The 21,326-nt window shown below is 56.9% G+C and carries 11 protein-coding genes; 1 reads left to right on the top strand and 10 read right to left on the bottom strand.

The genetic code is table 11. The annotated features are described in order from the left end of the window. Positions 1–49: 49 nt before the first annotated feature. From rpoB to pulA, 7 genes are all read right to left on the bottom strand, one after another. On the bottom strand, positions 50–3,733 hold the full coding sequence (gene rpoB, locus AC01ZF_RS00735; protein ID WP_424676512.1) for a DNA-directed RNA polymerase subunit beta: 3,684 nt from the start codon (positions 3,731–3,733) through the stop codon (positions 50–52). A 349-nt stretch (positions 3,734–4,082) separates the two neighbouring features. Further along, positions 4,083–5,492, bottom strand: coding sequence for an ATP-binding protein (locus AC01ZF_RS00730; protein ID WP_424676511.1), 1,410 nt, complete (start codon positions 5,490–5,492; stop codon positions 4,083–4,085). A gap of 158 nt (positions 5,493–5,650) precedes the next feature. Further along, complete coding sequence (locus AC01ZF_RS00725) at positions 5,651–6,364, bottom strand: response regulator transcription factor (protein WP_424676510.1); 714 nt, start codon at positions 6,362–6,364, stop codon at positions 5,651–5,653. A gap of 96 nt (positions 6,365–6,460) precedes the next feature. Then, positions 6,461–6,973 carry a hypothetical protein gene (locus AC01ZF_RS00720; RefSeq protein ID WP_424676509.1) on the bottom strand — a complete coding sequence of 171 codons (513 nt, stop codon included), beginning with the start codon at positions 6,971–6,973 and terminating at the stop codon, positions 6,461–6,463. 115 nt (positions 6,974–7,088) lie between these two features. Beyond that, entirely contained in the window at positions 7,089–10,070 is a 2,982-nt protein-coding gene (locus AC01ZF_RS00715; RefSeq protein ID WP_428111058.1) for an aminotransferase class III-fold pyridoxal phosphate-dependent enzyme, read from the bottom strand. 186 nt (positions 10,071–10,256) lie between these two features. Beyond that, the gene (locus AC01ZF_RS00710; RefSeq protein WP_476575031.1) at positions 10,257–11,786 is read right to left on the bottom strand and encodes an InlB B-repeat-containing protein; all 1,530 of its coding nucleotides are present in this window, start codon (positions 11,784–11,786) and stop codon (positions 10,257–10,259) included. Continuing rightward, a complete protein-coding gene (gene pulA, locus AC01ZF_RS00705) occupies positions 11,732–16,363 on the bottom strand; it encodes a pullulanase-type alpha-1,6-glucosidase (protein WP_476575030.1) in 4,632 nt (1,543 codons plus the stop codon). Before pulA ends, AC01ZF_RS00710 begins: the two co-directional genes overlap by 55 nt. 267 nt (positions 16,364–16,630) lie before the next feature. Here pulA and AC01ZF_RS00700 point away from each other — a divergent pair, with 267 nt between their 5' ends. Continuing rightward, a complete protein-coding gene (locus AC01ZF_RS00700; RefSeq protein ID WP_428111062.1) occupies positions 16,631–17,005 on the top strand; it encodes a PaaI family thioesterase in 375 nt (124 codons plus the stop codon). 493 nt (positions 17,006–17,498) lie between these two features. On the opposite strand, the gene AC01ZF_RS00695 is transcribed toward AC01ZF_RS00700, so the two are convergent. From AC01ZF_RS00695 to typA, 3 genes are all read right to left on the bottom strand, one after another. Continuing rightward, entirely contained in the window at positions 17,499–17,891 is a 393-nt protein-coding gene (locus AC01ZF_RS00695; RefSeq protein ID WP_428131721.1) for a hypothetical protein, read from the bottom strand. Between the two features lie 402 nt (positions 17,892–18,293). After that, the gene (locus AC01ZF_RS00690) at positions 18,294–19,238 is read right to left on the bottom strand and encodes a sigma-70 family RNA polymerase sigma factor (RefSeq protein WP_424676504.1); all 945 of its coding nucleotides are present in this window, start codon (positions 19,236–19,238) and stop codon (positions 18,294–18,296) included. Positions 19,239–19,472: 234 nt separating this feature from the next. Beyond that, the gene (gene typA, locus AC01ZF_RS00685) at positions 19,473–21,314 is read right to left on the bottom strand and encodes a translational GTPase TypA (protein WP_424676503.1); all 1,842 of its coding nucleotides are present in this window, start codon (positions 21,312–21,314) and stop codon (positions 19,473–19,475) included. Positions 21,315–21,326 lie beyond the last annotated feature (12 nt).

Below are 21,326 nucleotides of genomic sequence, written 5' to 3'. Positions count from 1 at the left end.
GCATCCCATTGATATATCGTGACCGATCCCCATCTTCCGATCCGAACGATTAGAATTCGCCGCGTTCCATACCACTCAGGTTAATACCTTCAAGGGCACCGATGTCGCTATCGAGGTCATCGCTCAGCTCAACCGGCTTTTCGTCGGCGCTTAGCACTTCGACGCTAAGGCCAAGGCTCTGCAACTCCTTGATCAGCACCTTGAAGCTTTCAGGTACACCGGCCTCTTGGATCGGCTCACCCTTCACAATTGCCTCATACGTCTTGACGCGGCCAACTACGTCGTCGGATTTGACGGTCAGCATCTCTTGCAAGGTGTAAGCGGCACCGTATGCCTCCAATGCCCACACCTCCATCTCACCGAAGCGCTGCCCACCGAACTGAGCCTTACCACCGAGCGGTTGCTGAGTGACAAGGCTGTAGGGACCGGTCGAGCGCGCGTGAATCTTGTCTTCAACGAGGTGGGCTAGCTTGAGCATATAGGCATAGCCGACGGTAACCGGATGGTCGAATTTCTCGCCGGTCCGGCCATCGTAGAGGGTTACCTTCCCATCGGCAGGCAAGCCAGCCTGTACAAGCAGGTCCTTAATCTGATCCTCGTGAGCGCCGTCGAACACCGGGGTGGCGACGCGGAACCCAAGGCGGGCGGCGGCCCAGCCGAGGTGGGTTTCAAGAATCTGACCGATATTCATACGTGACGGCACACCGATGGGATTAAGGATAATATCCACCGGGCGGCCATCGGGCAAGAACGGCATATCCTCCATGGGTAAGACGCGCGAGACGACACCCTTATTTCCGTGGCGACCGGCCATCTTATCACCGGCGCTAATCTTGCGCTTCTGGCAAAGCAGAACCCGCACCGTCTGATTCACGCCAACCGGTAGTTCAGCCCCTTCGCTGCGCGAGAACACCTTGACATCAATAACCTTCCCGCGTACACCGTTGGGCACGCGCAGCGAGCTATCTTTCACCTCACGGGCCTTCTCACCGAAGATCGCCCGCAGCAGACGCTCTTCGGCGGTCAAGTCGGTCTCGCCTTTGGGGGTAATCTTTCCTACCAGAATATCGTTCGGTTGCACCTCGGCGCCGATATAGATAATACCGCGTTCATCAAGGTTGCGCAGGCTATCCTGACCAACGTTTGGAATATCGCGGGTAATCTCTTCGGGGCCGAGCTTGGTATCGCGCGCCTCGACCTCATACTTTTCAATATGGATCGACGTAAAGATATCCTCGCGTACCAGTCGCTCGCTGACCAGAATAGCGTCCTCAAAGTTACCGCCCTCCCACGGCATATACGCTACCAACACATTCTGGCCGAGCGCCAACTCGCCCTGATCGGTACTCGAGCTGTCAGCGATCACATCACCGGCGCGCACCCGCTGACCACGCACCACCGACGGACGCTGGTTGATACAGGTATCTTGGTTACTGCGCATAAACTTACGCAGGCGATACTCTGTCCGCTTGCCGTCATCTTCCTCGACGATGATGCGGTTGCTGGTTGCGCTCACTACCACTCCATCGCGGCGGGCCACCACCACTTGACCACTATCGCGAGCAGTACGATACTCCATGCCGGTGCCGACAATCGGCGCATCAGGGCGGAGCAGTGGCACAGCTTGCCGTTGCATGTTCGACCCCATCAGCGCACGGTTTGCGTCGTCGTGCTCAAGGAAGGGGATCAGCGAGGTCGAGACGCTCACCACTTGCTTGGGTGATACGTCCATGTAATCGACTCGCTCTACCCGTTCGGTCACGAAATCCTCGCCGAAGCGACACGAGACCGTTGTATCGAGGAAGCGGTTATGTTCATCAAGCGGTGCATTGGCCTGCACGATGACGAAGCGATCTTCTTCATCGGCACTCAGGTAATCGACCTCTTGCGACACGACCGGACGGATCTTAATCTGCTTCATCGGCAGGTTCACAATCCGTTCGGCGAGGGCGCGGTTAATTTCGGTACCGGCCTCGGCGATTAATTCACCGGTATTGGGATCGACAATATCCTCACGGAGAATCTGACCGCGCAGCAAGCCAATCGTAATCTGGCGGGCAATCTGGTCATCGACGCGAGTACCCTTGGCAGCGATCAGATCACCGGTGCGGAGATCGCGCACGTCCCGCAGTAAAATGCCTTTTTCGCGCCACACGTGGGCGTTATCGATGCTGTTATACACCTTGCGATACGGTGTTTCGAGAAAGCCCATCTCATTAACGCGGGCGAAAGTCGACATCGTACCGATCAAGCCGATGTTCGGACCTTCCGGTGTTTCCACCGGACAGATGCGGCCATAGTGCGAGTGATGCACGTCGCGCACTTCAAAGCCGGCGCGGTCACGTGACAGACCACCGGGGCCAAGCGCTGACAGACGGCGCTTATTGGTCAACTCGGCGAGCGGATTGGTCTGATCCATAAACTGGCTCAACTGCGAACCACCAAAGAATTCGCGCATCGCCGCGACTACGGGTCGGATATTAATCAGACCGTTGGGTGTAGCGCTGGCCGGGTCTTGGAGTGACATTCGCTCTTTCACCACCCGTTCGAGGCGGAGTAGACCAACGCGGAATTGTTGCTGGATCAACTCACCGACGGTACGCACGCGACGATTCCCAAGATGGTCGATGTCATCAGGGCGACCGTAGCCGTTGTTGAGCAAAATCATTTGCTCTACGATACGGAAAATATCGCGAGGTAGGAGCACGCGAACACTGAGATCGGGTGCTTTGGGACCATCACGGCGGGCATCGCGCTCCCAGAGGTTCTTGTTGAGCTTGTAGCGGCCCACTTTCGCCAGATCGTACCGTCGCGGGTTAAAGAGCAGCGACTCGATCAGTGTGCGCGCGTTCTCAAGCGTCGGCGGGTCACCAGGACGCAACCGCTTATACAGCTCAAGCAATGCCTCTTTCGCATTGTGCGACGGATCCTTATCAATCGTCGCCTGGATGTATAGATGTTCGGCCACCGTATCAACGTGGCGGAACCATTCGATAAGATGCTCATTGTGACCGTACTTATCTAGTTCGTTATCGGGTGCCCAGCGTCCGCTACCATCTTCGTTGGCGATCCAGGCGCTAATGGCGCGGAGCAAGATTGTGACCGGAATCTTACGTTTGCGATCAACTTTGACGCTGATCACATCGCGCTTGTTGGTCTCGAACTCAAGCCATGCACCGCGGTTAGGGATCAGCTTGGCGGTATGAAGGACACGACCGCTGGTTGGATCCTTTTCATCTTTAAAGTAGACCCCCGGTGAGCGGATCAATTGCGAGACGACCACTCGTTCGGCGCCGTTGTAAACGAAGGTGCCGTTATCGGTCATCATCGGAAAATCACCAAGGAAGATCTCCGATTCCTTAATCTCACCGGTGGTGAGAATACGTAATTCGACCTTTACTCGTAGAGGGGCAGCATAGGTTAGGTCACGATCGCGGCACTCGAACTCGTCATAACGGGGTTCGCCGAAGGTATAATCACGAAAGTGTAGTTCGAGGTTCTTACCGGTAAAATCGGTAATTGGCGAAATCTCGTCGAAGAGTTCGCGCAGCCCCTCTCGTTTGAACCATTCAAAACTCTTGAGTTGGGTTTCGATCAGCAACGGTAGATCAATCGCATCTTTGATGCGTGCGAACGAACGGCGTTCGATCCGGCGCGACCGGCGACCGTCGAAGCCCGGGTCGATCGGGGCGATCAGCGGCTGAAGGACCACGCTCTCAATCAACGGGGGCATACGCACCTCTCTTCTCTGTGTCCGGTTTGGTTCATCATGCTGCGTGGCGAATGGGTTAGTTACAAAAACAGAAATAGCCACCTCTCGGCTTGCCCATCAGTGGGCTGCCGGTAGACTGGCCCAAACTTACGTACCGGTTAGCATTCATTGCGCCCCACACGGGGACTTCCTGCCATAATAGTAATCACTGATCTGAGCGCGCTTATTACAGATCGCGAAAGACAATGATACCATGAACTGCTGAAAAGTTCAAGAGGTTACTTTGGATATAGGCGGTAACGACACTGTTGAGCTGTATAGTCAGTATACCACAAGACCCTCCGCACTGCAGGGGTAGTGTTGGCGAGAATCACAACGACCATTGTGCCCGATGGATTGCAGGCTTCTGTTCACAGGACATTGCCGGTGATAGAGATGACACCACCGGCACGCGAAAACTGACCGTAGTACCGCGCCCAAGCTCACTTGTGGCCCAAATTTGACCACCGTGAGCTTCAACCAACCGACGGGCGATTGCCAGCCCTAACCCGGCACCACCACTGCTACGAGTGCGGGAGCGATCCGATCGGTAGAATCGGTCGAAGATGTGTGGCAGATCAGCAGGATCGATCCCACTACCGGTGTCACGCACATGAAACGTAACGTTGTCAACATCGGCGATGACGGCAAGGTTGATCTCACCACCGGGTGGGGTGTGGCGAAGAGCATTGCTGATCAGGTTACCCAACACTTGAGCAATCCGTTGTGGATCAACATCAACATCGGGCAAATCGGAGGTGATGGTAGTGGTAAGGACGACCTTACGTTCGGTGGCGCTTTGCGTAAACGAGCGGATTGCCTCGTTAACTAGCATCACCGGCGAGACGGTTTCCCGGTAGAGTGGTAGTTGGCCGGCATCGGCCAGTGCCAGCAAGTGTAAGTCGTTGATCAGCCGTTCGAGGAGTGCTACTTCGGCAAGGAGGGCTTCGATCTGTTCGTCGTCAGCTTCGTACACGCCGTCTTGAATGCCCTCAAGCCGTCCTTTGATGATCGAAAGAGGCGTGCGCAGTTCGTGAGCGATGTCGGCAGTGAGTTGCCGGCGCTGCTGGTCGGCCTGTTGTAACGCGGCAGCCATGCGGTTGAAACTGGCAGCCAGATCGGCTAGCTCGCGCACGTTGGCCGGTTGGACGCGACTGCTGTGATCGCCGGCGGCGATGGCGTGGGCGGCGGCACTGATGTGTCGGAGAGGCGTACTGAGTTGGCGTGAGAAGATGGTGGCGAGGACAAGTAAGATGACCATCAATCCAGCGCCGGCCCCGATAATGCCAAGCAAGATCGTCCGCCGATCAACGCTACCGACCGGAAATGCTTCTTCATCGTCGACGACTGAGATCACCAGCGTCCCAACTTGCTGACCGTCAACAATGATCGGAATACGGCGTACAGCTTCGTTGCCGCGTAAAATGGGGGGACGACGGCGGCCAGCGACGATCCTGCCATTGGCGTCGAGAAGCCATGTCGAACCTTTGATGTCACCGAAGCCCTGCGGTAGCGGCCCCATCTGTCGCTCGACGTCACGCCACGAACCGGTTTGACGGTAGTAGGCTGCCAGTTCGGTGGCTCGTGCTCGTGCCGCCATCTCGGCTTCCATCCAACGCCGCTCGCCCGGATTGGCCTGACTCATCACCAGCCAAAACGATAAGACCATGCCGCTAATACCGAGCATGATCACGAGTGCGAAGGCGGTGAGCATTAGATTAAAGAGTCGCGGTGGGCGCATACGCAGCCTCAATATTCGATTCGTTGTGCCTCATTCAGCTCATCGTGTAGTGTGCGGTGTTGGTAGCCGGCGGTAAAGCTGGACGCCAGACGGAGTAGCGTCACATGGGATACTGATACCGACAATCTGTACGGATGCCATCTCGCCGTCATCACTGATTATACGCATCCGGTTCCATCCGGTTCGGCAAACTTATACCCAACGCCGTACACCGTCAAAATGAGGCGTGGTGGGCCATTTGGATCAGGCTCGATCTTACGACGCAGATTTTTAATATGGGCATCGATGGTGCGGTCGAAACCGGTATAGTTGGTATCATAGATGCGATCAAGCAATTGGGCACGGGTAAACGGTCGCCCTGGCGCACTAGCAAGAATGGTGAGCAACTCAAACTCGGTAGCAGTCAGCTCAATTATCTCATTATCGCGACGAACGATGCGCCGTTCGAGATCGATGGTCAATCGGCCGGCTTGTATCACCTTCGTCGGTTGAAGGTGCCCTTCAATCCGTCGAAGTACTGCGCGCACGCGCGCAACCAGTTCACGCGGACTGAAGGGTTTGGTGATGTAATCGTCGGCACCTAATTCAAGGCCGATTAAGCGGTCGGTCTCTTCGACGCGCGCAGTGAGCATGATGATCGGTACGCCGGCGGTGAGCGGATCTTGACGGAGTGCGCGTGTAACGTCTAGTCCGTCCATTCCAGGCAACATCAAATCGAGCACGATCAGAGATGGGTGCTCTTGGCGAGCCAATCGCAGCGCGCTTGGGCCATCGCCGGCGCTGGTCACGTGGAAGCCGGCCCGTTCGAGGTAGTCGCGGGCAATTTTGACGATGCCGGGTTCATCATCAACAACTAGAATCGTTCGCGTCATGGATCACTCGCAGCGTCTCGATACGGGAGCGAGAGCGGGTTTTGAGGTCAGCCACAAACCCGCTCTGTGATGATCAATCCTTCTCGATTGCCAGTGCTACTCAACCCGTGGGTCGTGACCGGCCGGGGTGAGTGGTGGAGCCGGTGGCGTAGTCGGTGGCGTAGTAGCCGGTGGGTTTTGGCGCTGGCGGAAGATGCGGATGCCAAGCCAGACCAAGAGCGCTAGTGCAGCCAGTTTGAGGAGGCCGTCGATGAGGCGGAAGAGGCCGCCGAAGAAGCCGCCAAACCAACCCTTACCACCTTTCATACCGGGCATACCCCAACCCGGCATAGGTGCAAACCCACGCTCGCCCCGTTCGTGCCAACCGGGTGCCATCGGGCCACGCTCGCCCCGTTCGTGCCAACCGGGTGCCATCGGGCCACGCTCGCCCCGTCCATGCCAGGCGGGTGGTACAGCCGGGGGGATTTGCGGATTTGACCAGTTGGGGACATTCCACATCATCCATGTCGCCCGCTGGCTCATGGCCATGCTCCCAAACGCCACGATGAGGGCGAAGATCGATATGCCGAGTGCTAGCCATGCCGGCCAGTTGAGGCGTCGTTGTTCCATAAAACCGTTCTCCTTTCCAGTGTTGCATTGTATCAGCTTCGTTGATCAGGATACTTGTCAATTGTGAAGATCGCGTGAAGAGATAGTAGATTCTTTGTTGTCCGACCGATTTGGCCTAACCTCCCTGTCGTGCAATAAAACTCTCGCTGAGAATAGCATCGAGTCGCTCTAGAAAGACGGTGGTTGCGGCGAGATCGAAGGTAAGCGGTGGGCGAATCTTCAACACGTTGTCGGCTGGACCTTCGGTGCCGATGAGAATGTGTTCGGCGCGTAGACGCTCTCGCACATAACGAGCAGCCGCGGTGGCCGGTGCGCGTGTTGCACAGTCGGTAACCAACTCAATGCCGATAAATAGGCCCATTCCCCGCACATCACCAATAACGGGATGGCGGTGTTGTAGGTCACGCAGACCGGCGAGCAGGACCTGACCAACACAGTGGGCGTTATCCATCAGGCCTTCTTCGTCGATGATGCGCAGCACTTCGCGCCCGATGACGCACGAGAGCGTACTGCCGCCAAACGTCGAGAAGAATTCGAGGCCATTATCGAAGGCACGAGCGATCTCGGCAGTTGTGATCACCGCTCCGATGGGGTGACCATTGCCGAGTGGTTTGCCAAGAACCACAACATCAGGCACTACCCCTTGACACTCGAACGCCCAATAATGTGTACCGAGTCGCCCCAATCCGGTCTGTACTTCGTCGGCAATACAGACACCACCGGCAGCGCGAATACGTTGATATACTGTAGCGAGGTAGCCAGGGGGGGGAATAATCTGTCCGGCGACGCTAGGGAAGGTCTCGGCGATGAAGCCGGCGAGTTTGCCACCGCGTGTAGCGATCCGTTCGAGGGCTTGATCAACTTCGGCGGCGTAGCGAGGGCCATCGTGACCGTAAGGGCCGCGGTAGGGGTCAGGTGCCATGACTACCTCTACCCAGTCGGGTTTACCGTTGCCGGCGGGGTGATTGAACTTGTAGGCCGAGATAGCGATTGCGCCGGTGGTGTGGCCGTGATAGCCGTGGTCGATGGTAATCATATCGTGCCCACCGGTGTAGGTGCGGGCTAACCGTAACGCCAGTTCGTTGGCTTCAGAGCCGGAGTTGACGAAAAAACAGACACTTAATGACGGGGGCAGTTTGGCAAGCAGTTCGTGGGCAAACGCGATCTGAGCCGGGTGCAGATAGCGTGTGTTGGTGTTGAGTAAACGCAGTTGTTGCGCTGCAACTGCTTGGATGCGCGGGTGCGCATGGCCGACGTGAGGGACGTTATTGTAAGCATCGAGATACGTTTGGCCGTACTCATCGAATAAATAGTGGCGCCAGCCCCGTAAAAAGGTGCATGGTTCGCGGTAACTCAAGCGCAGATTGCCGGCAAAGTGCGTGCGGCGTTCACGTAGGAGACTGACCTGATCGAGTGGTTGGTAGGCGACGCGCTCGTCCGGTAGGTTCAGCAGGGCTGCCGGATTGGGGCAAACCGCACGCCACCAAGTCCATTCGCTAGCAGCCGCAACACCGGGCCAGTCTCCGGCAACGGCGTCGTAGAGCAGGATCAATTGAAAGTGGAGATGTGGTTGCCATCCGCCGTTGTTGTTGCTCATGCCGAGGGCGGCAAACAGTTGCCCGGCGGCAATGTGCTGACCAACGGTGAGACGTTTGAAGCAGATCGGCTCAAGATGGCCGTAGAGGGTGTAGAACGGATCACCGTTTGGAGTGTAGTGCTTGAGGATGACCAAACCACCGTAATCGAGTCGGTCGGAGAGATGTTCGACGGCCACGACTTCACCATCGAGTGGAGAGCAGATCGGAGTGCCGGGCGGAGCAAACAGATCGACGCCGAGATGGATGGTGCGGCGTTCGGCCAGCGGTTGGGGAGCGGTCCAGAATGTGGCAGTGGTATAGATAAGGCGTGGCTCACCGTAACGGCCGATGTATACACCGGTGTTGCTACCGGTCAGGGCTTCCGCTTCTGGCGTCGTGAGCTGGAACGGGTCCTGCGGCAGCGGTGCATCGACCGCAAGGCTGAGCACCGGAACCGTGGTTAGATCGCAGCCGATCACCGGTGCAAAACGACCACGTTGCGCATCAAGCCAGACCATAACCCGTTCGGCAGCGTCGGATATTGGTAAGTCGCAAATGGTGCGTAAACGGGCAGCAACCAGTGCGGGGTCATGGTGGGCGGTTGTAGCCAGCAAGCGCCACGCTGGTGCTTCCGAGATCGTTACGTAGGGGTCATCGGGGCGTTGTTGTTTCATCAGCGCCGAGTTGACTACGCTTATCGCCAATCGAGTGCGTAGCAGCGGCCAGATCAGATCGATCTCGGCGGTGGTCAGTGACCAGACGCTATGGTACCCAGCGACCAACTCGCCTAGTGTCCGTATGGGGTCGGGTTGGTCAAACAGGGCATACGCCGCTGCAATTGCAAGTTCGCAGATGCGCGGTGCAGCGCACAAATCGCCGAAGTCGAGGATACCACTCAGGGTTAAATGACCATAGCTGTCGGCCATCACAAGCAGGTTGTAGTCATTGAGGTCGTTGTGAATAGTCGTAAGTGGTAGTTGCAGCAGGTTTGGACGTAGATCGGTGTAGGCGGCAAGTGCAGTAGCGGCAAGGTCGCGCTGGATGGGGTCGGTAATAGCGGTGAGGGCAGTGGTGGCCCAATCAGCTTGGAGCAGATTCCATTTGAGTGGTCGGTGCAGAGTGGGATGGGTAAAGCTACCCAGAGCCTGATCGAGACGAGCGGCTTGTCGGCCTACTTCGGTGTGCAAGGTGGTGGTGTGAGGGCGGAAGGTAGCATAGTGTTCGCCCGGCAGTGCGGTGATCAGCCAGATGAGCCGATCTTGCTCTGTGACAAACCTTTCACCGGTGGTAGTGCGGATCAAGCGTGGAATAGGAAGATCGGGCGCAACATTGGCGAGATGTTCCAACGCTGCACACTGGAGATCAACAAGTGTCGCATCGCAGTGCGACCGCATGACCTTCAACACGTACTGTATGCCATCGCTCGCAGTAACGAGCAGGTTGTGATCATATTCACCGGGGAGTGGTGTCACCGTGCCGTGGATGTGGTAGTGGCGGGCAAGGGCATTTGACCATGGCATTGGGTGTCCTCCGTTTTGGCTTTAGTTGATGATACCATAACGTGTAACGCAAAGGCGCAGAGAGGGCGTGGAGGACACAGTACGTGCGGTAACCGGCACGGTTGGTGAGAATGGGTGCCCCGTAACGTAGGGACGTACAATCGTGTGTCTCTACGTTACGGGGCGTTCCGTTTTTATCGTCCGCGATTACCGCATGATTACCGGGATATAAATCCAATATGACGGTACGGTTATCACCGATGTCGGGGTCGGGGTGGCCGTCGCGGTGGGCGTGTTGGTCGGCGTGTTGGTCGGGGTGGCCGTCGCAGTCGGCGTATTGGTCGGGGTGGCCGTCGCAGTCGGCGTATTGGTCGGGGTGGCCGTCGCAGTCGGCGTGTTGGTCGGGGTGCTGGTCGCGGTCGGCGTGTTGGTCGGGGTGGCCGTCGCAGTCGGCGTGTTGGTCGGGGTGGCCGTCGCAGTCGGCGTGTTGGTCGGGGTGGCCGTCGCAGTCGGTGTGTTGGTCGGGGTGGCCGTCGCAGTCGGCGTGTTGGTCGGGGTGGCCGTCGCGGTCGGTGTGTTGGTCGGGGTGCTGGTCGCGGTCGGCGTATTGGTCGGGGTGGCCGTCGGTGCAATCGGTGCAAAGTTTGCCGTGAGCGTGCGGTTTCCTGTCGCCACAAAACTGTAGCTGGCCGTAGTCGCCACGATCGTTGCCCCTTCCGTCCAGTTAACGAAGGTGTAGCCGCTGGCCGGCGTCGCATTGACCGTCACCACTGCGCCGTGCGGGTAGGCGCCGCCGCCGCTAGCTGTGCCGCCGCTGGCCGGTTCGGCGCTGACCGTGATCTGGTAGTTTGGCCGTGCGTTAATGTGGATGGCGAAGGCGTCACGTGCGGCCAGTGTGTAGTTGACGATCTGCCCACTCCCGTTCACTTCAATCAACGCGCTGGCCGGGGCTTGCGTGGTTGTACCCGGCAGCACGCAGATTCCTCCTACGAAGTCATATTTGGTGATGTCACAGTAGAAGCCGGCGGGTAAGCTGGTTTGGTAGGTGGTGGTGGCTGCCGTTGTAGTGTTGTTGATTGCGACAAAGCCTTTGTTCCCACGTCCAAACGCGATGTGGTTGCTCGGTGTGCCGCCGATGTTTTGCCAGTTGGAAATCGGCTCACCTGCGGTTGTCTGACGGAATTGCACCATGTTGGCAATCGCCGGGTGGCGATGCTCGCAGACCCACGTGCCGAGGTCGGCGCTTGTTACCGGGTTGGGGTAGTTACCTGAACAGTTGGCTGGGTATGCGCCTGCCACCTGTCCCGGTCCGTAGACCGGGCGAGTGTCGGCTCCGAGTCCCGGCCCCCACGTGATACCGCCGTCGTTACTGCTCGGCGGGCCAAGGCTGTCGCCGGCGTTACTATTGGGGTTGGTTGTCCAGTAGTAGCTCGACATCACCGATGGGTGACCGTAGGGTTGGGCCAAGGTGAAGATGTTGGCCAGCAGGTGAGTGCGGCCATCACGGTGATCAACGACGCATGCGCCGCCGGGGCCGTGACCACGTTGGTTGTCGTGGTTATCAACGAAGATTTGGGCAAAGCGCGATGGCAAGAGGCCACTCGTAAAAGATTGGAGACTGCTGAGTGAGCCGCCGCAGTTGAAGTTGTTACCAATAACGCTGATGCTGTAGGCGAATTCGGTTACGTCGCCGTAAGGGGTGTATTCCCAGTCGCGGATGCGTTCCGCCGGATCCATTCGATCACTTCGCTGAAGATGTAGGGTTGCCCACCGCCGGGTAGGGTGAGGCCGTTGAGGATCGCGCCGACGTCGTGGGCGGCCATGTGCTTGGCAGCATCGATACGGAAGCCGCGCACGCCGGCGTTGAGCAAGGCCTGCAGGTAGTTACGCAGCTTGGTCTGAACTGCCGCTTTGCCGGTGTCAAGATCGGGTAGCCCGGCCAGTTGGCAGCGTTGTACCTGATAGCGGTCTTGATAGTTGGTAATCAGACAATCAGGATGGAAGTCGTCAGGTGTGTATTGGGTGCCGTAGAATCGGTTGGCTGCCGGTTGTGATTTGTATTGAGTGCCTGCCGTGCCGGTTGGTGGGCTATCCACTTCGATGTCGGCCATGTGATTGATCACCGCGTCAACGATCACAGCGACGCCGGCGCTGTTACAGGTGTTCACCATCTGTTGGAACTCGGCCCACGTACCGCTGCGGCTGGTGAAGCGGGTAGTGTCGTGGGTAACCGGCTGGTAGCGTGCCCACCATGGGAAATCGTTGGCCGGGTTACCACCAAGATCGGCGGTGGGCACAATGTGTTCGTTCGGTGGTGAGACCTGTACACCAGTGTAGCCCTTCTGACCGAGGAAAGTGCATTCTTTAGCAACATCAGCCCAGCGCCATTCAAACAAGTGAACGAAGACGCCGCCATTTGGTTCGAGAGCTGGATCGGTAGTTGGGATGATCGTGAGCAGGCCGTCGCCTTGATCGTCATCGGCTGGATTGCCGTTAATGTCGTAGCTGTCGGCTTTCCATTTGCGTCCGGTTTCGACTGTCTTCTTACAATACGCGGTAAAGCCATATGAGCCGGGGGTGAGACTCTCGATCACCGTTTTCGGAATCGTCGCCTTATACTCATCATTATTACCGATGTCAGTATTGTAGGTCATCGGAAGGTCGGTCCACGGTTGCCCGTAACGACCCCAATGCAAGAAACACTCGATTCCGGCACCTTGCCCGGCCCCTGGCGTCACTCCCGCTTCGTAGACTTGCACGAAGACATCAAAGCCGGCGGGTGCAAAGCTGCCCTGGTCAATGGCGTGTGCTACACCGCCGCGCGGGAACATCAGCCCCACCCAGTCAATCGTGCTTGGCGGTTCGAGGGCTTGGGTCGAGACGAAGACCACCGTGGTGCGCGGCGGGATGCTGAAAGTGTCGGTGGCGTCGTTGAAACTGGCCGTCGCGATCACCGGGTCGTCATCCACGCCGTTAGTGTGCAATGGGTGCAGGGTGAAGCCGTTGGCGTTGGGGATAGTGATTGTCTGGGTGATCGTGTTGGCGTTGAAGAAGACGAGAATATTCTCCCAATTCGGGTCGAGATCGGGATCGATCTCGTCCGATAACCGCATGACAATCAGCGCATCGCGGCTGTTGTCGGTGTTGTAGTGGCTAACGCGGGCATTGATCGCCGCTTCGGTAGTGAGACGGAAGAGCGGTGAACTCATGCGCAGGCGTAGCGTCTCACGCATATGAGCTGCGGCGAAGTTCATATCGGCAGGAGCGGGGTCAAGCGCGGTGTTGTTCAGCAACGGCGTCATAATCCCCCAGCGTGAGTTGTTGTCCCACGTTGGCGGCAGGCCGCGGCCAAAGTTGTTGGCGCTGCGATCCCAATAGACCCGGTTGAACCAGTCGCCCGAGTCGTAGCTGTTGCGGTCAAGCGATTTCGAGCGCAAGATATCTTGGCCCATATGGAAGAAGGGAATACCCTGCGCCAGCCCGATCAAGCTCACCCCCATATTTTGGCTGCGTACCCGGTCAGCCATGGTCGTGGTAGCGATGCTGCTGCCGCCGATCCAGCCCGGATTACCGCTGCCGTTACCGTTGGGCAGCTTGAAGACGTTCTGGTCAAAGAGGGTTTCGTTGTCGTGTTTCTCAACGTAATTGATCGACTCTTGCGGGTCATCGGTGAACGGATTACCTTGCCCATTCCAGTCGGTGCCGCTGCCGCGTAACGCCGAGCGCAGCGTGTCCATTACTATGTGTAAATCACTTTGGAAGCGGTTGGGATAGGCATAGCCGTTCCAGTCGTAGCTGAGGCCATTGATGAAACCTTGCCGCCGGATACCAACCGTGTCGGTGCTATAGCCACCGTGGGCCGCGTCACGGATAATATCGTTGAAGACGCCAATCCCACTACCGGTCATATTGTATTTGTGCGCATAGCAGTGCGGACAGACGGTGAGTCCTTTATCTTTGGCCGAGCCGAAATCCCAACCTTCACCGTACAGATAAATCTTGCTACCGTCGACGCCATGAGTTGCTGGGGTGAGCGCCTGCAGCGCCGCCTGCACATTGAGCATATTCTGGCGGGTGTGCAGGTTCATCAGGTCAAAGCGGAAGCCATCGATCTTATACGCCGTCGCGAAGCGCACGACCGTATCGATCATGAGCTTCTCCATCATCGCGTACTCGGTGGCGGTGTCGGCGCAGCACGAGGATTGGTAAAGAGTGCCGGCGGCGTCGTAGCGGTAGTAATAGCCGGGCACAATCCGATCCAGCACCGATTTGTCATCTTGGCCGCTGGCTGCGGTGTGATTGTAGACCACATCCATCACTACGCGCAACCCATTCTGGTTGAGTGCCTGCACCATCTCGCGGAATTCAAGAATGCGGGTAACGCCATCGGGGTTGGTGCTGTACGAGCCTTCCGGCGCGCCGTAGTGGTAGGGATCATATCCCCAGTTGAAGCTGTCGGTCTGGCGAGCCGCGCCGACTGCCGCTTGCGGGCCAATGGCGGCGCGGTCGGTGGCGGGGTTGAACGAGATGGTCGGTTCGGTGCGGTCGGTCGGCTTTTCGATCACGGAAGCTATATCAAACGCGGGCAAGAGGTGGATATGGGTGAGACCAGCTTGCCGCAATTGCAGCAGGTGGTTCATTCCATCAGAAAGTGTTGTGTTAGGATGTGGGCCGCTTCCATCGTAAGTAAAGGCGCGGTAGGTGCCGCGATCCGCTGCCGCAACCGTGCTATCGTTGGCACTGAAGTCGCGGATATGCACCTCGTAGATGACGATGTCTTCTGGATTAACCAGCGCCGGCTTGCTCAGCGTATCCCACCCTGCCGGCTTCAGATCGGCATCGTCCAGATTGACGAACTGGCTGCGCACATCACCGGCGGCGCCGTCTTGCGACAGGCTTACCGCATAAGGGTCGGTGACAAGGTTAGTGACGACTGCATCGAGCGCCGGCACATACACCTCAACCGCAAACAAATAAAATTGGCGATCCCACGATGCATCACCGGTGACGCTCCAAACGCCGCTTGCCGGGTCGAGCGTCATCGGGTGGTCGGTGTAGGAAGTAGCGGTAGAGGTGGCGAAGCGGCGGAGGGTCACCGTTTTCGCCGTCGGCGCCCACAACCGTACCGTCGGTACGCCACCACTGTAGCTGACACCGAGGGTTTGCGTGGTCGCATTCGCCGCATACAGATTATCAAGCACGCCCTGAATCTGGACGCGAGTAGTATCGATGCGGTTGCCGTTACCATCATACGCCGCAACGACCACTTGGCCGCGTAGTAGGTGACCAGCGTTAGCTGCACTCAAGCCGGTGAGCAGTCGGGTGAGGCCGGTCGCGTTCGGATTCTTGACAAAGCCGCTTACCGTACCGCTGATCGTCAACGGCACATAACACGGCGCTGCTGGGCTGGGAAAGTTACAAACCGTCGCCTCGGCAGCGGTGGTCATACCGCCGTCGGGATCGTAGAGCAGGCGGAAGCTCGCCGCCGGGCCGCCATTCCATGCGATGGTGCTCAGATCAAGCCACAGCGCACGGGCTTGGGCAGATGTAATCGCACTCGTACCACTGCTGACGGTATAGCTATAGTTACTGCCACCATTCGTATCCGCGTTGATCGTCATCAGATCGGCATCGTTGCCGTCAATCGAACCCACATTTCCTGAACTAAAGACGTAGTAACTGACGATCGTGCCGGCGGTTTGGGCCGGTATGGTTGCACTAAACGACGTGCCACTGCCGGTCATCTTCACCACCGTGGAGGCTGCCCAATTCCCGTTGACGGCATAACGTAGCCAGAGTGCCTGTGCTGCTGGTGGGGTAACGTTCGTGGTAGCAGTGACCGTCACTGCTTGCCCGGCGGACGGCGCAGCCGGGCTACGATTCACACCGCTAATCGTTGCCGGGGCCGAACTGAATTGGAATACCACACCTCTTGCGGCGCCATCCCACTTAAAAGCGTAGTAGCTGCCGCTGATATGGTTAAAGGACAGGTTCGGTTCACTGCCGTAGGAGCTTAAGCCGGTAAAGATTTGACCAAAGGTGATGGTAGTAGCCGGATTCCTACCAAACCATTGATTCGTCTCTTTGTAGAACTTGAACTCACTTGTCGGGTCGTCTGTTGCGTTAATCTGGCCACTCACGTACACAAATGTACCGCCGAGACTCGCCGACATATTCCACGGCGAACTTGCCCAATTGGTCAATTCGCCACGCACCTGTTCACCGGCAGCAGCTACCGGTCGCGGTACTGCGAGCATGATGAAACCAAAGACCGTCGCAAGGGTGAGGAGTAAGCGTAAGCTACGGTGATGCACAGCACGACCTCGTTTCTCGTGATAGAGCTTTCTACCTTATGTTTACCGAATTATGGGGATGATGGTAGTAGTATACCACAATACTGTTCTTTATGCAACTGTATTGTTAACAACAAAGATACCGCCGTCTTGGTCTTTTAGCCGACTTTGTTTTGGTATAATTATTGCAAAGCATCAAACAAGTTTATAGAGCGCAATATCTATGTTTCATCCCCAAACACCTGATTGGGAACTGCGCGTGCGGCCAGTTTTGCCCGGCAAGGTTTGATGCATGCCCTGAACGCTGCCATTGAGCACATCCGTCCTGGTGAGTTGTCCATCACCATTCCGTTCAATCCGGCCTACGGACAGCAACATGGCTATGTACACGGCGGTGTCATTGCCAGTCTACTCGATAGTGCCTGTGGGTATGCAGCGCTCACATTGATGCCTGCCGATCGCGAAGTTTTGACCGTTGAGTTCAAGGTTAACTTCGTTAGTCCGGCGCAGGGGAGCCGTTTTGTGGCGACGGGACGAGTTATACGTTCTGGACGCACATTTAGCGTCTGTACCGGTGAGGCGGTCGCAATTAATGGTGACCGACGCACAACAATTGCGATTATGCAGGCGACAATGTTTGCCATGCACGTGTCGCAGATGTAGATAGGCCTCCAGTAGCACCGCACTGCCGTGCAGCACTCGGCGTGTACCGCACCGCAGTACGGTTCATACCTCTACGAATTGTTGGTGGTAGGTAACCCAGAGCACGCCGTGGTGTACTCGCTATGGAATGAATAGGGTTGGAGGCGATGTTTCGATGCAACGAGCGGTTTGAGCAAAGGACTGCGGTAGCGACAACGGGCGATAACGTAATCGGTTGTGGCAAAGGTTCGCTTGTACTGCATCACTCCCTCGATGCACTCGTGTTGAGGTCATAGTAGCGGAAGCCACGTGCTGCGGCGTCACGTGCAATCTCGACATCTAGCACGACCATCGCCCGCCGCTTGAGCGCCTCACGAGTTACCGTGCCACGCGGTCACATGCTGGTTCCAATTCCAATAAAACGCGACCGTTCCACCTACCACCACACCGTCGAGTTCTACGACCCAGAGTGCTATCTCGTGTGGGTATTGGCGTTCCAATGCAAACAACCTGCTTAACAACTCCCACGAATAGCCATACGTATGGTCGTACCCCACCGTTGCACGGCATCACGATAGGCAAGATAATAGGCTTCGTAATCGACAGGTGATGTCGCGCGGCGGATACGTACCCCTTCGCGTATATTGCGTCGGTAGTTGGTACGAGCGCTTTTATCAAAGTGGATAAAGATCGTATCAAAATCACCGTCCAAATGGAAAACGTGGGCTATTTCGTCACCAAACCGGTAGGTGGTGTCGATGGTCTCTGGCGGGGCAATCGGATTGGCAAGATAGTAAAAATTGCTAATGTTCCAGCGGTAAACCTGCCGATACAGACGGTCGGCGTCACGTGTATCGACCGGACCATCGGCGATGATACCGCCGTAACAACCTTCAAAGATTGACATCAGGGCAGCAAAAGGGCCATAGCACCGAATTTCGAGTAACGGCAATACTGCGCGCGTACCGTTGGCAAAGATGGCAGCGATGGTACGATCACGTACCGTTTGATTAAGTCGGCAAGCAATCTCTGCCCAGCGTGGGGTATGAAAGAAGGTTGCTTACGGACAAGCGCGGGCTATTTCCCACCAGAGTTGTTGATCGACCGGTTGGATGATTCGCACTTTGTGTTCCCTCTAAAGCAGGTAGTCTCTCTGTTTCGTATTGGTTGTAACATGCGATGCTTTCTCATGCGCAGGGCAATATTTCCTTGTGCTGATGAAAGTGTTGTTATGGTGCGAAAATATCAAACTGCTCTTCCACAATCTGAGGAAGAGCCGTTGAGTAATGATGGCTCAGACAGGTGATTGCTAAATTGTATCGTTTACATACCCCTGTAATTGTGGATAGAGCGACGGATCACGCAGTTTACGCAACGCCTCGCACTCCAACTGGCGCACTCGCTCACGGGTAAGGTGTAATCGCTGACCGATCTGTTCCAGCGTATGTGTTGGCTCACCGTCAAGCCCATACCGCAAACGCAAGATGTTGCGTTCACGCGGCGAGAGCTGGCTGAGGGCGGCTTGTACATCGGCCTGTAACATACTCTCACTGACCTCATCGAACGGCGTTGGTTGCAAAGGATCGGTGAGTATCTCGGACAGCGCGCCGCCACCGTCTTCAGTATGCGCTTCGTCGAGCGAGGTCGGTGCTAGTCCGGCTTGTTCGGCACGCTCAACTTGCTCGACGCTCAGACCGGCGGCGTTCGCTAGCTCTTCCAGCGTCGGTTCGCGGTCGAGTTGTTGGGTCAGCTCTTGGCGTAGGCGCGCAAGACGACTGAGTCGTTCGCCTAAATGTACCGGCAAACGCACGGTACGGCTATGGTCGGCAATCGCTCGTCCAATACTCTGCCGGATCCAATAGGTCGCGTAGGTCGAAAATTTCAGGCCGCGGCTAGCATCAAATTTATCAACCGCTCGCATTAAGCCAACGCTGCCCTCTTGGATCAGATCAAGCAGGGCGAGACCGTGGCCTTGATAGCGACGAGCAATACTTACTACCAAGCGTAAGTTTGAGTTGATCAGTTGCGCGCGCGCTTGATCACCGGCAGCAACTTGTGCGGCGAGCCGCTTTTTTTCGGCGCTGGGCAACGACGGCTCATTGGTCAAGCGTTCGGCGGCACGTCGCCCTTGGGCAATCGTCTGGGCCAACTGCTGCTCTTGCTCGAAGGTTAGTAACGGCTCTGCCCCGATTTCATTCAGATAGAGCACAATCGTATCAGATGCGCTACGACCAATTGTGGTGGGGTTACTCATTGTACCTCCTTGAGTACCGGTGAATGCTCCGGTACCTGTAATGTGAACCGCCGAGGTTATCGATGAGACGCTCGTTCTGACCCCTGCGGTTCCCGACGGCAGTAGGATTCAGCCGCGGAGGATGTGGTTTGTGAGTAGCGGAATCATAGGAGCAAATCCACTACCCGCCGAAACATAGTATCGGCGGGTAGCTTAAAGAGAAGGTTAAAGAAAAATGAGAAGAAGATAAGGATTTTAGCGCTCGCTCATCGCGAGTTCGCGACGCTTCTTCTCACGGCGTCGGTCGTCGGCACTGAGCAACTTCTTCCGAATACGCCAGCCTTTGGGTGTCACCTCAACCAGCTCGTCGTCGCCGATGTACTCAATCGCATCATCGAGCGAGAGCTGGCGCGGTGCGTCGAGCCGTATCGTTTCGGCGCCGCGATTATTGCGCATATTCGTAAGGTGTTTCTCTTTACAGACGTTCACTTCGAGGTCGTTATCGCGGATGTGCTGACCAACCACCATTCCTTCGTAGACCGCTTGGCCGGGAGTGATAAAGAAGACGCCGCGGTCTTGCAAGGCGTGGATGGCGTAGGTTGTCGCAACTCCGCTTTCGGCGGCGATCAGGCTGCCGTTGGTTCGTACCTCGATTTCGCCGACAAACGGCTCGTATCCGAAGAAGATGCTATTCATAATCCCGGTGCCGCGGGTGGCGGTGAGGAAGAGCTGGCGGAAGCCGAGCAGGCCGCGCGTCGGTACGAGATAGACGTAATGCACTGAGCCATCTTCGCTGATGCGCATATCGCGCATCTGACCCTGCCGCTTACCCATCAACTCGACCACAACGCCCTGATACTCGCTCGCCACCTCGATCTCGACCAGCTCCATCGGTTCGAGCCGGGTACCATCGGCTGCTTCCCGGAAAATGACTTCCGGTTTCGAGACCTGAAACTCGTATCCCTCGCGGCGCATCGTCTCAATCAAGATACCGAGATGTAGCTCGCCTCTTCCGGCGACGACAAATACGTCAGGGCTTTCGGTCTCTTCTACCCGCAGCGCTACATCGCGTTCCATCTCTTGGAATAGGCGTTCACGCAGCTTGCGCGAGGTGACGTAGGTGCCTTCGCCTCCAGCAAAGGGGCTGGTATTGACACCGAAGGTCATACGGACCGTTGGCTCTTCGACCTTGATCGGTGGGAGCGCTTCGGGGGCCTGGGCATCGGCAATAGTGTCGCCGATGGCGGCGTCAGGAATGCCGGCAATGGCGATGATGTCACCGGCTTGGGCCTGTTCAACCTCTTGCTGTTCAAGCCCGTTATAGATGAAGATTTGACTTACTTTGGCCGGTGTGATGGTACCATCGCGGGCGATGCGCACCAACGGTTGACCTTTGCGGATGGTGCCCCGCACCAAGCGCCCGGTCAGAATCTTGCCCTTGTACTCGTCGTAGGTACTGGTGGTGACGAGAAACTGTACCGGCCCCTCAACATCAACCGTCGGTGGTGGAATACGGTCGAGAATGCACTCGAAGAGCGGTTCGAGCGAATCGTGTAACTTAAGCGGTGAGCGCCCGGCGTGACCGAGGAGTGCGTTGGTATAGATGGTTGCGAACTCGGCCTGTTCATCGGTAGCACCCAAATCAACAAACAGGTCAAACGTTTCGTTGACGACATGGTTGGGGCGAGCCTGTGGTCGGTCGATCTTGTTGACAACCACGATTGCCTGATGGCCGGCTTGCAATGCTTTACGCAAAACGAATTTAGTTTGTGGCATCGGGCCATCGACGGCATCGACGAGCAACAAGACGCCATCTACCATGTTCATCACCCGTTCGACCTCACCACCGAAGTCGGCGTGACCGGGTGTATCTACGATATTAATCTTGACACCGCGATACGTGACGGCGGTATTTTTGGCGAGAATGGTAATACCTCGCTCACGTTCGAGTGCATTACTGTCGAGCACGCGCTCTTCCACTTGCTGATTTTGGCGGAAGATGCGGCTCTGCTTGAGCATGGCATCAACGAGTGTCGTCTTTCCGTGATCAACGTGAGCGATAATTGCAATATTTCGCAGATCGGTGCGCTGTATCATACCTTGTTCCGT

The sequence above is a fragment of the Chloroflexus sp. genome (assembly GCF_056331925.1).
This window is presented reverse-complemented; position numbering and strand designations above follow the sequence as displayed.